Annotated in this window: 11 protein-coding genes; 3 read left to right on the top strand and 8 right to left on the bottom strand. The window is 54.2% G+C overall.

The features are described 5' to 3' along the window. Positions 1 to 371 precede the first annotated feature (371 nt). A complete protein-coding gene (locus MWU64_RS13190; RefSeq protein ID WP_247064855.1) occupies positions 372 to 2,387 on the top strand; it encodes an LTA synthase family protein in 2,016 nt (671 codons plus the stop codon). On the opposite strand, the gene MWU64_RS13185 is transcribed toward MWU64_RS13190, so the two are convergent. Genes MWU64_RS13185 through MWU64_RS13165 form a run of 5 tightly spaced genes read right to left on the bottom strand, consistent with a single transcriptional unit; the run spans position 2,372 to position 7,275 of the window. After that, positions 2,372 to 3,661 (bottom strand): HAMP domain-containing sensor histidine kinase, encoded by a 1,290-nt coding sequence (locus tag MWU64_RS13185; protein WP_247064854.1) that lies wholly within the window; start codon positions 3,659 to 3,661, stop codon positions 2,372 to 2,374. The genes MWU64_RS13190 and MWU64_RS13185 overlap by 16 nt on opposite strands. Next, positions 3,658 to 4,389 (bottom strand): response regulator transcription factor, encoded by a 732-nt coding sequence (locus tag MWU64_RS15485; protein WP_247064853.1) that lies wholly within the window; start codon positions 4,387 to 4,389, stop codon positions 3,658 to 3,660. Before MWU64_RS15485 ends, MWU64_RS13185 begins: the two co-directional genes overlap by 4 nt. Further along, positions 4,379 to 5,878 (bottom strand): glycosyltransferase family 39 protein, encoded by a 1,500-nt coding sequence (locus MWU64_RS13175; RefSeq protein ID WP_247064852.1) that lies wholly within the window; start codon positions 5,876 to 5,878, stop codon positions 4,379 to 4,381. The genes MWU64_RS15485 and MWU64_RS13175 overlap by 11 nt, the downstream gene beginning before the upstream one ends. Next, positions 5,862 to 6,902: a glycosyltransferase family 2 protein gene (locus tag MWU64_RS13170; RefSeq protein ID WP_247064851.1), complete on the bottom strand. Its 1,041-nt coding sequence runs from the start codon at positions 6,900 to 6,902 to the stop codon at positions 5,862 to 5,864. Before MWU64_RS13170 ends, MWU64_RS13175 begins: the two co-directional genes overlap by 17 nt. Continuing rightward, a complete protein-coding gene (locus MWU64_RS13165) occupies positions 6,886 to 7,275 on the bottom strand; it encodes a GtrA family protein (protein WP_247064850.1) in 390 nt (129 codons plus the stop codon). Before MWU64_RS13165 ends, MWU64_RS13170 begins: the two co-directional genes overlap by 17 nt. 460 nt (positions 7,276 to 7,735) lie before the next feature. Here MWU64_RS13165 and ettA point away from each other — a divergent pair, with 460 nt between their 5' ends. Further along, positions 7,736 to 9,424 (top strand): energy-dependent translational throttle protein EttA, encoded by a 1,689-nt coding sequence (ettA, locus tag MWU64_RS13160; RefSeq protein WP_281496367.1) that lies wholly within the window; start codon positions 7,736 to 7,738, stop codon positions 9,422 to 9,424. Further along, positions 9,424 to 10,803, top strand: a complete 1,380-nt coding sequence (gene radA, locus MWU64_RS13155) for a DNA repair protein RadA (protein ID WP_247064849.1) — start codon at positions 9,424 to 9,426, stop codon at positions 10,801 to 10,803. The genes ettA and radA overlap by 1 nt, the downstream gene beginning before the upstream one ends. Positions 10,804 to 10,813: 10 nt before the next feature. Here radA and MWU64_RS13150 read toward each other — a convergent pair whose 3' ends face one another. The 3 genes from MWU64_RS13150 to MWU64_RS13140 all read right to left on the bottom strand — a co-directional run bounded on the left by MWU64_RS13150 (position 10,814) and on the right by MWU64_RS13140 (position 14,153). Next, positions 10,814 to 11,182 carry a PilZ domain-containing protein gene (locus MWU64_RS13150; protein ID WP_247064848.1) on the bottom strand — a complete coding sequence of 123 codons (369 nt, stop codon included), beginning with the start codon at positions 11,180 to 11,182 and terminating at the stop codon, positions 10,814 to 10,816. 359 nt (positions 11,183 to 11,541) lie between these two features. Further along, positions 11,542 to 12,609, bottom strand: a complete 1,068-nt coding sequence (hemE, locus tag MWU64_RS13145; protein WP_247064847.1) for a uroporphyrinogen decarboxylase — start codon at positions 12,607 to 12,609, stop codon at positions 11,542 to 11,544. Positions 12,610 to 12,734: 125 nt separating this feature from the next. Continuing rightward, the gene (locus MWU64_RS13140) at positions 12,735 to 14,153 is read right to left on the bottom strand and encodes an FAD-dependent oxidoreductase (protein ID WP_247064846.1); all 1,419 of its coding nucleotides are present in this window, start codon (positions 14,151 to 14,153) and stop codon (positions 12,735 to 12,737) included. Positions 14,154 to 14,185 lie beyond the last annotated feature (32 nt).

Genomic DNA, 14,185 nt, shown 5'->3' with positions numbered 1-14,185 from the left:
CTTACCGTTGTGTATGCCGCAACCCCTGAAAATTTGGGCCGTCATTCTATCTCGAATGCGGGTCAAAAATCATCCTTTATACCGTCCGCAGATACCGACACGCCAGCAATCCCGGTTTCCAATCAATGGCTATCCCCGACCGGTTTCGATACCTGAGCGCGCGCATGAACTCAAAACGTCACCCATTTGGCCTAAGAGAACTACACGACATTCCAAAACGAAGCGATCATCCAATTTACGTAAGGTTTTGGCGTCAGATATTTTGACAATTTCTTGATGTTTTCCTGACCCGACGCTGACACGCCCCCTTTTATATTGAGCATTCCCATTAACAATTCGCTCAGGCGGATCCTCCAAATGCGAGTGCAGATGTGACTTCACCCCTTTCATCCAGACATCACTCTTTTCCGGAACTCATGTATCGAGGGTTCAGCTGGGCCGGCGCCTACGCTCCGATATTAATGCTGTTTGTCGCGATACTCCTCATCGGCAGTTTATCCAGAACACTGTTGGTGGCATGGCAATTCGACCGGGTTGCAGCGACATCCATATGGCCGGGCATTTTTCTTCACGGGTTACGAGTGGATCTGATCATAGCGGGCATGGCCGCGGCACCCCTGGTTTTGCTCTTGCCTATTATGGGCCATCGATATAGCTGGCAGGCCTGGAAGCGACTGACAGGCCTTTGGGCACTTATCGTCGTGTTCATGTTTCTCTTTATGGAACTGTCCACGCCGACCTTCATCGCCGAGTACGATACCCGGCCTAACCGCCTATTTATCGAATACCTGAATTACCCCAAGGAAGTGCTGAGCATGCTTTGGGAGGGCTATTTATCCACCGTAACCATTGGGATCTTTCTGTGTGTTTCACTGACCACCCTGTTCGCCTGGCTCCTGCGCCCATGGGCACAGGAGACCTCTACAGGCAGCTATCGTAAAGCGATTCTGGTATGGCCCATCGTGGTTCTGGCTGTTTTTATAAGCATCCGCTCCACAACTGGCCACCGTCCGGCCAACCCGGCGATGTTTGCACTGACCTCCGATGCGCTCGTGAATTCATTGATCATCAACTCTACCTGGTCTGCGGCTTTTGCAATCTACAACCTCAAACACGAGGACGATGCGAGTGCCAGCTACGGTCAGTTAGAGATGTCTGAAATACTGAGCGAAATCAGGAGCGCACCATGGCTCAGTGATGCTGAATTCAGCTCCAAGCGGTTTCCAACGCTGCACCAGCAAACCCCTGTTCAAAAGCGACCGCATCCTCTTAATCTAGTGATCATTCTGGAGGAAAGCCTGGGCGCAACGTTTGTTGAATCCTTGGGCGGCACGCCAGTCACTCCTCGTTTAAAGGCTTTGCAAGATTCAGGTTGGTGGTTTGAGAATCTGTACGCAACGGGCACACGATCTGTTCGGGGTGTTGAGGCCGTAGTCTCCGGCTTTTTGCCATCTCCGGCCCGCAGCGTGGTCAAACTATCTCTGTCTCAAACCGGTTTTTTTACACTGGCTGGCCTGTTAAAAAACAAAGGCTACGACACGGGCTTTATCTACGGTGGAGAAGCGCATTTTGACAATATGCGCAGCTTTTTTTCAGGCAACGGCTTTGACAAGATCCTGGACCAGCAGAACTACACCAACCCTACTTTTACCGGAAGCTGGGGTGTTAGTGATGAAGACCTGTTCGCAAAAACCCAAGAAGACCTGCAAAAACTTCATGACTCCGGAAAACCCTTTTTCCGGTTGGTTTTTTCTTCCTCTAATCACACACCGTTTGAATACCCCGACAACCGAATAGAGCAGTACGACAAAGAGAAGAACACCGTCAACAATGCCGTGAAATACGCGGATCATGCTTTGGGTGAATTCATAAACACCGCGCGTAACAGCGCTTATTGGGAAGACACTTTGTTCCTGATCGTCGCTGACCATGATGCCCGGGTCTGGGGCGACGAATTGGTTCCTATCAAGAATTTCCAGATTCCGGGGCTCATACTCGGAGCAGATATCGAAGGCCGGCGCATCGAAACAATGGCGAGCCAGATTGATCTTGCACCGACTCTGCTTTCACTCATGGGCATTACCAGTGAGCATCCCATGGTAGGGCGTGATCTGGTGAGATTTCCGAACGCACCCGGCCGGGCGATTATGCAGTTCAACGATTACTACGCCTGGATGGACAGCGACCTCAATGTGACGGTATTGCGCCCTGACCAAGAACCCTTAGCAGGGGTTTACTCGCCACAAACCCGGAGCACTCGATATTTATCAGGCGCACCCGAAGAGGCGGCTACAAGAAAAGCACTGGCCCATGCGCTCCTGCCCCTGAAACTGTACAGGGAACAGGCCTATGGGCTATCTGACGAACACGATCAATCCAGGCTATGAACGTGAATCACAAATTCCGTACCTTCGCTATCTGACTGGGCTATCTCCAAGTCCCAGCCTAACCGTTCACAAACCAGGCGAACAATCAGCAACCCAAAGGTAGTGTTGCTGAGTTCGCCGGTTGCAGAGGTAATAGCACTCGGTGCTTTGGCGGCTTTTAGATGCTCGGTTACTAGAATGGGCAATCCGGACCCAAAATCTCTCACCGTAATTTTGTTTGCGATCATCCGAACTTCGACTGCAGCACGGGTGTGCCGAAGCGCATTTTGCAACAAGTTGCGAATTAACATTCGCACCAGGGCGGGATGAGTTTCGACTTTCAAGCCTCGTCCACTGCTGTGAACCGTGATGCGCCCGGCATGATCCGGGTTGCTATGCTCCAGATCATCGACCGTGTTCTGGACCACCTCTTGAAGCACTATGATCTTCGCATCGCTTTCGGACACTTCACTGCGAGCAAGCTCAAGCAGAACCTCGGTATCGTCGCGCATGGTTTGCACAGCACGGCGAATACGGGCGAGGGTATTCTGATCCGCTGGCGACAAACTTTGCCGTTGTTCCAGCACATTCAACGCCCCACTTATCACGGCCAACGGTGTTCGCAGCTCATGACTGGCCAACTTCACAAACGACTTTTCTCGCTCAACGTGATGTTCAAGCTCGGACAAAAAGCGGTTAAACGCCTCTGCAATGTCACAGAATTCCTGATCACGGTAGCCCGTATCAATTTGCTCCATGGACGACCCCGGCTTTGTACTCATAACTTCGAGGGTTAACCTCCTGAAGGGGCGCACCAGATATTGCGCTCCGGTTCGCGCAACAAAAAAGCCGACAAGAAGCATGAAGCCCGCTACGCCAACAAGAGCGATCTGCACCAGGGACTCACGATTCTCCATGATGGTAATATCCTGAGCCAGGAAGAGCTTGCCGTCGGGGTGTTCCAGCTGTTCACCGAGGATTAACAGCGTTGTCTCGCCGATCTCGATTTCGTCGGAAAATGGCAGCGAGCGGCCACGAAAATATTCGGGAAGCAAAAGCTCCGCCTCGCCTTCAGACAGAAAAACGGCCTCTAGCTGAGCCGTTTTTATGGGTTGAAATGTCCCGTTCTGAAGTTGCGCGGTAAAAAATTCGGCGTCGGCCTTCAGTTCAAGACTAAGAATGGTGTCCTCAACATCATTAACGAATAGCTCGACAATAAACATTGAGGTTGCAGTTGTGGCGGCAATCAGGAAAAACAGGGTACGGGTTAGACGTGCACTCAAAGATGATTTCATGGCGTTTCAGGCGCTTTTATCGCAGAGGTGCCCGCAGGGACTTCCAAGCTGTACCCTCGACCATGAACCGTTTTAACCAGCCCACGGCCCAAACTGGCCTGCAGCGACTTTCGAAGCGTGTAGATGTGGGTACGAAGACTGTTTCCCTCCACTCCCACATGACGCGCTCCCCAAAGTGCTTCACTCAGCGCTTCATGGCTGAGAAAACTCGGGTATGCACGAACCAACAATTCAAACAGGCGGGCAGGTGTCCCGGACAAAGACGTTTTCGATCCGTTCAATTCTACTTCCAACGTGCCCGGATCGAACCGAATATCACCCGCTGACAGGATCGGCCTCTGTGGCGCATAGCGTCGATGCAAGGCTTCAACCCGCAGTTGCAACTCACGCAGCTCAAAAGGCTTCACGAGGTAATCATCTGCACCGCAATCAAACCCTTTCTCCTTGTCAGGCAGGCCGCCCAATGCTGTCATCAGAATAACAGGGGTCTGGCACTGCAGGTCATTGCGGATACGTTGACAAATATCATAGCCATTGACGCCGGGCAGCATCAGGTCGAGCACGATAACGTCGTAGTTTTGCGTGGCCAGCAAATGCAACGCCGTCAAGCCGTCAGCTGCAAAGTCCAATACATAGCGTTCTTCACCCAGGAATTCGAACAGATTTTCCGCAAGGTCGACCTGGTCTTCAACAATTAATAGTCTGAGCGGTGGTTGATTAGATGTCACTCAAGCGTACTCCGTTAGCGTCAGGCACCGATGGCTGATCATCGCGCATTCCGGCAATGACCAACAATTGATAACGTCTATTTTCCATAACTTTTCGGGCAGAAGTCGCCAAGCCTGCCACTTTCTCTTTCCGCCAGTTTCGGGGAACCGCAACATACAAATGCTGATACGTCTCGGCCGCTTGCAAGCGGTTCAAACCATTTTCTGTTTCTTCCAGAGCGGTCCCACCTGAGTAAAATCGGGCTGAAAATGGCAGGTCATCCAAGTAAATCAACGGACTGTCGTCGGCTGTTCGCGTTAACTGATAATAGCCCACCAGTTCTTTCTCTGTCTTGAGCGACTGCCACCCGGTGGCGGCCAAGCCCACGAACACGGCCAGTAAAACCGGGACCAATGCAACCAAGCCTCCCCGCACCCGGGCCAATCGGAAAGACTGACATTCCGACGCCCAACGGCCGATCAAAATAGCCGTAAACGGTAACGACGGTAAAATGTATGTCCAGAGTGTATTGCCGGCCAGCGTGAAAAACAGCATAGGAGCCAGCGAGCTGACCAACAAAAAGCTGGCGCCCGGGTCTGACAATGTCTTGCTCACAATGCCGCGGCGTTTCCCACGGAACCATGCAACCGCCAGGCTGACCAAGGCAACGATGCCCCAAGGAAACGAGGCCCACAACCAGAACATCCAGATCATGCCTTTAGGTTGATTATGGGCACTGCCGTAGAGATCGCCCACCCACCCCGGATCCAAAAACCGGCGAATATGCTCTCCTACGATAAAGTAGTCCAGGAATCCGGGGGTTTTAAGTTCAGCCAACAGGTACCATGGGCAGACCAGAACCGCCGTCATCAAGGTCCCCCGGCACCATGGTAGACTCTGCAGATTATTGATCGCCTCCCTCCAAGAAAGAGACAACCAAAGTACAATGGGAATTCCGATTAGAACCAAAGCTAACGGCCCTTTAGACAGAAGCCCGATCGCAATTCCAAGAAAAAAAAGCCACCGCCACAGCCCACCCTCTCCAGCCACCACCAGACAGAAACTAACCAAGGCAAGGGTCGTTCCTAGCGCCAGAAAGGCGTCCGTCATGACCGCGCCGGCGCTGATGTAAGTAAGTGCCATGGTGGCGAACACGAGGCAACTCCATCGAGCCACCTGAACACTCCAGATTTGCAGCGCAAGTCGCCAAACCAGCCACACCATGGCAAGCGTTGCCAACCAAGACGGAAATCTCAGCGAAAACTCGGTAACGCCGAATGCCTTAATGGACAGTGCCTGCGCCCAGAAAGACAAAGGCGGTTTACCCCAAAAAGGAACGTTCGGCTCGAACCAGGGCGTAATCCAGTCACCGGTTTCGACCATCAGGCGGGCAATTTCCGCGTAGCGCGGCTCTGTGGTATCGGAAAAGGGAAAAAGAGCCATACCGATAAAGCGGCTAACCAGCACTGCAACCAGTATCAACAGCCATACGCTAAACCGCTTTGACATGCCGCACCCCCGTTGTTTTACGGTGTACCTGTCGATGTGTGCCATTCCGGTTTTCGATCACCTCATCTGCCAGGTACACCGGGCGCTGCTTTGATTCCATGTAGGTCTTGCCAACGTACTCCCCCACAATACCCACACTCATCAACTGAACACCGCCGAGGAAGCTGATCATCGCCATCAGCGAAGGGTAACCGCTGGTGGCATCACCCAGCATTAATGCCTTGACCACAATCCACACTCCGAAAACTGCGCCCATGCTGGCCGCGATTAGTCCGATCAATATTGCCCAGCGCAATGGCGATACAGAAAACGAAGTCAGCCCTTCCAGCGCCAACCCGACCAGCCCGGGGTAATCCCATTTTGTTTCGCCTGCCGCTCGGGGCTCTCGATCGTACTGAATAACCTGTGTAGACATACCAATCCAGGCAAACAGTCCTTTCATGTAACGGTTGCGTTCCGTCAGCACTAACAACGCGTCAACGGCTTTACGGCTCATTAACCGAAAATCACCCGTATCGACGGGAATATTTGTTCGGCTGGTTCGATTCAGCAGTCTATAGAACAGATGCGCGCTCCAGCGCTTGAATGCGGTTTCGCCCGCCCGTGAGCGCCGCTGCATCAGAACAACGTCGACACCCGACTGCCAGCACTCAACCATTGCCGGAATTTGCTCCGGCGGGTCTTGCAAGTCTGCATCCAACACGATCACCGCATCGCCGCTGGCATATTCCAGACCCGCTGTCATTGCGGCCTCTTTGCCGAAATTCCGGCTCAGCTTAATCAACCGAATGCCGGGCGTTCGCTCAATAACATCGCGGATGTATTGAGCGCTGCCATCATCACTGCCATCATCAACCAGCACCATTTCCCAATGCAGCTCCAGGGTGGCCAGCACCGGTAGAACCCGGTCAAAGAAAAGGGGCAGCATCGGACGTTCGTTATATAGCGGCACCACCAACGATAACAGCGGCTTATCAGACCGACCGTCAAAAGGTACAACGGGCAATTCACAACGTTTGTTCATGGAAAACCAGCCTCTGGTAGACGATGTAATTCAGTGCAGCGACAAGCGCTGTGGTGACGATTTGTGACAGAGTGACAGGAAGGGCAAGAAAACTACTGAGCAGGAAAAAGAAGCCGAGATTGCAGAACCATGCACCAAAACAGGCGCTGATATAACGTATCAACGTAACGCTATGAGGGCCGGCGCTGCGGAACGCAAGACATCGCTGAAGGCTATAATTCAGAACCGCACCAGACACACTTCCGCAAGCAGTTGCTAGTACGGGGGCAAGCCCGGTGCCGATTAAGGAGGCCATTACCAGCCAGTGCAACAGCGTGGCCAGGCCACCGGCCGCTACAAATCCCTGAAACTGGCGAGATAGGATTATGCTCATGACAATAACCACCACATTAACGACTCAGAAAGTCTGACCTGACGTTGAGCGGGTATGATGAACCACTGAGTGTCACGGCTTTGTGGCGGTTTTATCAGGAAAATGTCAAAACTTGATGGCTCAGGAATTATCCTAAAGTATTTTGACGACGCCCTAATGCAACCATCTACGAAACCTGGCCACTAGGAAAACGCTATTGAACAATGGGTGACCGAACACCCACTTTCATGCAGGCATAGAGGCTGGGCCAATAGACCGGCACAGAGCCTTGAAGCAAAGGCTTAACTCTGGTCTCATTGCCCAACCTACTTACTTTGATTGGAAAAACCATAAATCACCGACAAAAGTTACTATTTTCACATTAGCGCTTTATGGTTTTTCGCGACCGCCAACATTACGTAGCTACCTGTCGCAGAACTCACAGGAAGCCCCGAATCATCGAATCTAAAAGGTATTTAAATTGTCAAAAGGTAACAAAACAGGCTCAACAGGGTCTTACGTATACAGCATGGACCGCGTGGGCAAAGTGGTACCACCCAAGCGAGAAATCCTGAAAGACATTTCTCTTAGTTTCTTTCCGGGCGCCAAAATTGGCGTACTCGGCCTGAACGGTTCCGGTAAATCCACCCTGCTTCGCATTATGGCTGGCGTTGACCAGGATTACATCGGTGAAGCCCGCCCGCAGCCCGGCATCAATGTTGGCTACCTGCCGCAGGAACCCGAACTGGACGAAGAGAAAACCGTCAAAGAAATTGTGGACGAATCTGTTGCTCACGTTCACAACGCCTTGGCCGAGCTTGATCAGGTGTACGCCGCGTACGCCGAGCCCGACGCCGACTTTGACGAACTGGCCAAGAAACAAGGCAAACTGGAAGCCATCATCCAGGCCACCGACGGCCACGACATCGAACGCAAAATGGAAGTCGCCGCCGACGCACTGCGCCTTCCGGCTTGGGATCAGAAAGTAAAAGTTCTGTCCGGTGGTGAGCGCCGCCGGGTAGCCCTGTGCCGCTTGCTGCTTTCCGGCCCGGACATGCTGCTGCTCGACGAGCCGACGAACCACTTGGACGCAGAGTCCGTCGCCTGGCTGGAGCGCTTCCTGCACGATTACGAAGGTACCGTGGTTGCGATTACCCACGACCGTTACTTCCTGGACAACGTCGCCGGCTGGATTCTCGAACTGGACCGTGGCCAGGGCATTCCGTTTGAAGGTAACTACAGCCAGTGGCTGGAGAACAAAGAAAAACGTCTGGAGATGGAATCCAAACAGGAAGCGGCTCACCAGAAAGCTGTTAAGCAAGAGCTGGAATGGGTTCGCTCGAATGCCAAAGGCCGCCAGTCCAAGAGCAAGGCCCGTCTGTCTCGCTTCGAAGAAATGAGTTCTCAGGAATTCCAGAAGCGTAACGAAACCAACGAGCTGTACATCCCACCCGGACCGCGTCTGGGCGACAAGGTGATTGAAGTTGAAGGCATCAGCAAAGCCTTTGGCGACCGCCTGCTGTACGAAGACGTTTCACTGACCGTGCCTCCCGGAGCCATTGTAGGCATCATCGGTGGTAACGGCGCGGGTAAATCGACGCTGTTCAAGATGATCGCCGGCATGGACCAGCCAAACTCCGGCTCCATCACCGTTGGCGAGACCGTTGAACTTGCGTATGTCGATCAAATGCGCGATCTGGATGGCAGCAAGACCGTTTGGGAAGAGCTGTCTGACGGCAACGACATCATCAAAGTCGGCAACTACGAGACCCCGTCCCGGGCTTACGTGGGCCGCTTTAACTTCAAAGGCACCGACCAGCAGAAGCGTGTTGGCGACCTGTCTGGCGGTGAGCGTAACCGACTGCATCTCGCCAAGCTGCTGAAACAGGGCGGCAACGTGCTGCTGCTGGACGAACCCACCAACGACCTCGACGTAGAAACCCTGCGCGCACTGGAAGAAGCACTGCTGAACTTCCCGGGCTCTGCACTGGTGATCTCGCACGACCGTTGGTTCTTGGACCGTGTGGCAACACACATCCTGGCGTTCGAAGACGACGGCGAGGTAGTGTATTTCGATGGCAACTTCACGGAATACGACGCCGACTTCAAGAAGCGTAAGGGCGATTCTGCGATGCAGCCCAAGCGCATGAAGTACAAGAAGCTGGCGTAATGGCAAAGACCAAAACAGCGTACGTCTGCACCGAGTGCGGCGCTGATTACTCCAAATGGCAGGGCCAATGCACCGCCTGCCAGGCCTGGAATACCGTCAGCGAAGTGCGCGGCATCTCCGGCAACAACACCAAAGGCGTTCGAGGCATTCGCTTCGAGGGCTATGCCGGCAGCTTGTCGGAGGTGAAAAGCCTTGACGAGGTCAGCCTGGCCGAACAGGCCCGCATCAGCACCGGTATGCAGGAATTTGACCGCGTGCTCGGTGGCGGCCTGATCGAAGGCTCAGCGGTGTTAATGGGCGGCCATCCCGGCGCCGGTAAAAGTACCTTGTTACTTCAAGCCGTATGCCAGTTGGCAGCCCAGCACCCCGCCCTGTATGTAACGGGTGAGGAATCGCTGCAACAGGTGGCCATGCGCGCCAAGCGACTCGGCCTGCCTACCAAAGACCTGAAAATGCTGTCGGAGACCAGCGTCGAGCGGGTCATGCAAGTGGCCGAAGCAGAAAAGCCGCGCATTCTGGTGGTGGACAGTATTCAGGTGATGCACGTTGCCGACATCGAATCGGCTCCCGGCTCCGTCTCGCAAGTGCGCGAAAGCGCCGCTTACCTGACCCGCTTCGCCAAGCAGACCGGCACCATCTTGTTTTTGGTTGGCCACGTCACCAAAGACGGCAGCTTGGCCGGGCCAAAAGTGCTGGAACACATGATCGACTGCTCGATCCTGCTGGAAGGCTCCAGCGACAGCCGTTACCGCACCCTGCGGGGCATCAAGAACCGATTTGGCGCGGTGAATGAACTGGGCGTTTTCGCCATGCTGGAACAGGGCCTGAAAGAGGTAAAAAACCCCAGCGCCATTTTCCTGAACCGCGGCGAAGACGCCGCTCCGGGCAGTGTGGTGATGGTGGTCTGGGAAGGCACTCGGCCGATGCTGGTGGAGATTCAGGCATTGGTGGATATGGCTCAGGGCAGTTACCCAAGACGGGTTGCGGTTGGCTTGGATCAGAATCGTTTGGCGATGTTGTTAGCGGTTCTGCACCGTCATGGTGGTATGCATGTGGCGGATCAGGATGTGTTTGTGAACGTGGTTGGCGGCGTGAAGGTAGCTGAGACCAGCGCGGATTTGGCGCTGCTGGCTGCGGTTGTTTCGTCTTTCCGCAACAGGGCTTTGCCGCAGGATTTGGTGATTTTCGGGGAAGTCGGCCTTTCCGGCGAGATTCGCCCCGTGCCTAGCGGGCAAGAGCGAATTTACGAAGCCTCCAAGCATGGCTTCACCCGGGCACTGGTTCCAAAAGCCAATGCACCGCGTAAGCCTATCGAGGGGATGAAGGTTATTCCGGTGACCAAACTATCGGATGCGCTTTCGGCATTGGAGGAGTTTTAAACTCCTCCTCTTATTCAATCAGATGCGCGAGCTCTCGCTCCAACAAATCCGGATCGCCCAGATTCAACTCGACCAGCCGCCGCAAATGCATCGCACTTTCGATATCGATGTACTGGCATTTAAAGCCCAGACGATGCCCTTCAACGTGCACCAACTCCACCGCCATCACAATGCCCGCCTCGTGGCCGTTCAGCTGTATAACAAGCTCACAGGGCTCACCGAGTGGCACACCCCAGCCTTCTGGCCGCTCTACAAGCGCCCCCTTGAGGGAGATATCCAACACCTCCGTTGACCACACCTGTTCCTGCCAATGCAGCTCACAGGGAGCATCAAAGCTAATACGGTGGAAACGGCGATTTTCGGGATTTTGGGCAGCCAAAGCGTGTCTCCAAGTCTTTAATAGATCTGCTATGACTATAGACCGGACACAAAGGGGAATCCATCACCACGAACTTCTCTAAACGAAACCCGTTGCTATTGGCGAACAGCAGCGAAGCTTAAAGCGAGCTGGTGGGACGGCCTCCGAAAAATTTCGAAGGCCAAGGATGGCCGAAGAGAAGCGCACATGGGTGAGACAAGCGTTTATGAAGCGCAGCTTCATGCGCCGACGAACGACAGCAATCTATGATTGCTGGCCGGACCCGCTTGCGGGGGCTCGTAGCGGTTTTTCGGAGGCCGTCCCGCCAGATCGCTAGCACCACACTCGCAATCTAGAGGACGACTATCTCCGGAACTTAATTACTGCTGATGGTACTTGCCACTCAGCTCCACAACCGCCTCAATGAACGCCCCAGCATGCTCCGGATCCACTTCCGGTGTAATACCGTGACCCAGGTTGAAGATGTGTCCAGTGCCCTGCCCGTAACGAGACAGAATATCTTCCACCTCCTCACGGATACGCTTCTTAGGCGCATACAACATAGTCGGATCCATGTTGCCCTGCAGAGCAACCCGATCACCCACTCGCGCACGAGCATTGCCGATGTCCGTGGTCCAGTCCAGACCAACCGCATCACAACCAGTATCGGCAATCGACTCCAGCCACTGGCCACCATTCTTGGTAAACAGAATCACCGGTACACGGCGACCTTCGTTTTCACGAATCAGCCCGTCTACAATCTTCTTCATATAGCGCAGGGAGAACTCTTCATACGCCCAACCGCTCAGCACGCCACCCCAGGTATCAAAAATCTGAACCGCCTGAGCACCGGCTTTGATCTGGCCGTTCAAGTAGTCAATCACCGAATCCGCTAAGTGATCCAGCAAGCGATGCATCACTTCCGGCTGACCGTACGCCAACTTCTTGGTTTCGCGGAAATCCTTCGAAGAACCACCCTCAACCATATAAGTCGCCAGTGTCCACGGGCTACCAGAGAAACCAATCAACGGAACACGGCCATTCAATTCACGGCGAATGGTCGATACCGCATTCATCACATAATCCAGATCAGACTCCGCCTTGATGTTTGGCAGTGCGTCTACATCGGCTTCCGAGCGGATTACTTTGCGGAACTTCGGACCTTCGCCGGTTTCGAAATACAAACCAAGCCCCAGCGCATCGGGAATGGTCAGGATATCAGAGAACAAAATCGCCGCGTCCAACGGATAACGCTCCAATGGCTGCAGGGTTACTTCGCAGGCCAACGGCGTGTTCTTGCACAGACTGAGGAAGTCACCCGCCTGGGCCCGGGTTGCGCGGTACTCCGGCAGGTAACGGCCCGCCTGACGCATCATCCACACCGGGGTACGGTCCACAGGCTGGCGCATCAGGGCGCGCAGGAAGCGATCGTTCTTCAACTCAGTCATAGTTTCAGTCTTCTCATCGTTTATGGGTCAGAGACAATGGGTGCCAATGATACCCCGTTTGCGCCAATAAAAAAGGGCGGCTTTCCCTTAGGAAGCCGCCCTTCTGACACCGATCAAGCTTTTACTCAGACATCCAGGTAGTCCATGATGCCTTCGGCTGCCTGTCGACCTTCCCAAATCGCAGTGACCACCAGATCCGAACCGCGAACCATATCGCCGCCAGCGAAGATTTTCGGGTTGCTGGTCTGGAACGGAAGTTCCGCTTTCTCTGGTGCGGTTACCCGGCCAGATTCGTCGGTATTCACGCCAAGGTCTTCAAACCAGGGTGCCGGGCTCGGGCGGAAGCCGAAGGCGACCAGCACAGCATCAGCCGGAATCACTTCTTCACTACCGGGCACAACTTCCGGGCGACGACGGCCATTTTCATCCGGCGCGCCAAGCTCCGTGGTGACCACTTTGACGCCTTCAACCTTGCCATCACCAACGATTTCCACCGGCTGGCGATTGAACAGGAACTTCACGCCCTCTTCTTTGGCGTTCGCCACTTCGCGGCGGGAACCCGGCATGTTGGCTTCGTCCCGGCGATAGGCACAGGTCACGCTTTCCGCCTGTTGGCGAATCGAGGTCCGGTTGCAGTCCATAGCGGTGTCGCCACCCCCCAGAACCACTACCCGCTTGCCTTTCATATCAACAAAGTCGGCCGCTTTCTTTTCGAAGCCCAGCCGGCGATTCACGTTGGAGATCAGGTACGGAAGTGCATCGTGAACACCCGGCAGATCCTCACCCGGGAAGCCACCTTTCATGTAGGTGTAGGTGCCCATGCCCATGAAGACCGCATCAAACTCCTCAAGAATACTCTTGAGCGACACGTCCTTGCCCACCTCGGTATTCAGGCGGAATTCCATGCCCATCTCTTCGAACACCTGACGGCGACGGGCCATGACGCTCTTTTCGAGCTTGAATTCCGGAATACCAAACGTCAGCAGGCCACCGATTTCCGGATAGATATCAAACACTACCGGCTTCACGCCGTTGCGCACCAATACATCCGCACAACCCAAGCCTGCAGGGCCGGCGCCAATCACGGCCACCTTTTTGTCTGTCCAGCTTACCTTGGACATATCCGGCTTCCAGCCCAGCGCAAAAGCGGTGTCAGTGATGTACTTTTCCACCGAACCGATGGTCACTGCGCCAAAGCCGTCGTTCAGGGTACAGGCGCCTTCACACAGACGGTCCTGAGGACAAACACGGCCACACACTTCAGGCAGCGAGTTGGTTTGATGGCACAGCTCGACCGCTTTCATGATGTTGCCTTCCGACACCAGCTTGAGCCAGTTTGGGATGTAGTTGTGCACCGGGCACTTCCACTCACAGTACGGGTTGCCGCACTCCAGACAACGATGTGCCTGAGAGGCCGCGTGGGTTTCGGTGAACGGATGATAAATTTCACCGAACTCTTTCTTCCGCTTTTTCGCCGGAACTTTCTTCGGGTCAACCCGCCCTACTTCGACGAACTGGAAGTCATTATGAAGTCGTTCTTTCATAGTGTTGCTCTCATTCTTTCGATTTCGACGCG

This window comes from Marinobacter sp. S0848L, from assembly GCF_023016065.1.
Taxonomy (GTDB): domain Bacteria; phylum Pseudomonadota; class Gammaproteobacteria; order Pseudomonadales; family Oleiphilaceae; genus Marinobacter.
This window is presented reverse-complemented; position numbering and strand designations above follow the sequence as displayed.

Coding starts and splice junctions, on each gene's coding strand:
- MWU64_RS13185 (WP_247064854.1), bottom strand. CDS start 3,661: ATGAAATCATCTTTGAGTGCACGTCTAACCCGTACCCTGTTTTTCCTG.
- MWU64_RS13175 (WP_247064852.1), bottom strand. CDS start 5,878: ATGTCAAAGCGGTTTAGCGTATGGCTGTTGATACTGGTTGCAGTGCTG.
- MWU64_RS13170 (WP_247064851.1), bottom strand. CDS start 6,902: ATGAACAAACGTTGTGAATTGCCCGTTGTACCTTTTGACGGTCGGTCT.
- MWU64_RS13165 (WP_247064850.1), bottom strand. CDS start 7,275: ATGAGCATAATCCTATCTCGCCAGTTTCAGGGATTTGTAGCGGCCGGT.
- radA (WP_247064849.1), top strand. CDS start 9,424: ATGGCAAAGACCAAAACAGCGTACGTCTGCACCGAGTGCGGCGCTGAT.
- hemE (WP_247064847.1), bottom strand. CDS start 12,609: ATGACTGAGTTGAAGAACGATCGCTTCCTGCGCGCCCTGATGCGCCAG.
- MWU64_RS13140 (WP_247064846.1), bottom strand. CDS start 14,153: ATGAAAGAACGACTTCATAATGACTTCCAGTTCGTCGAAGTAGGGCGG.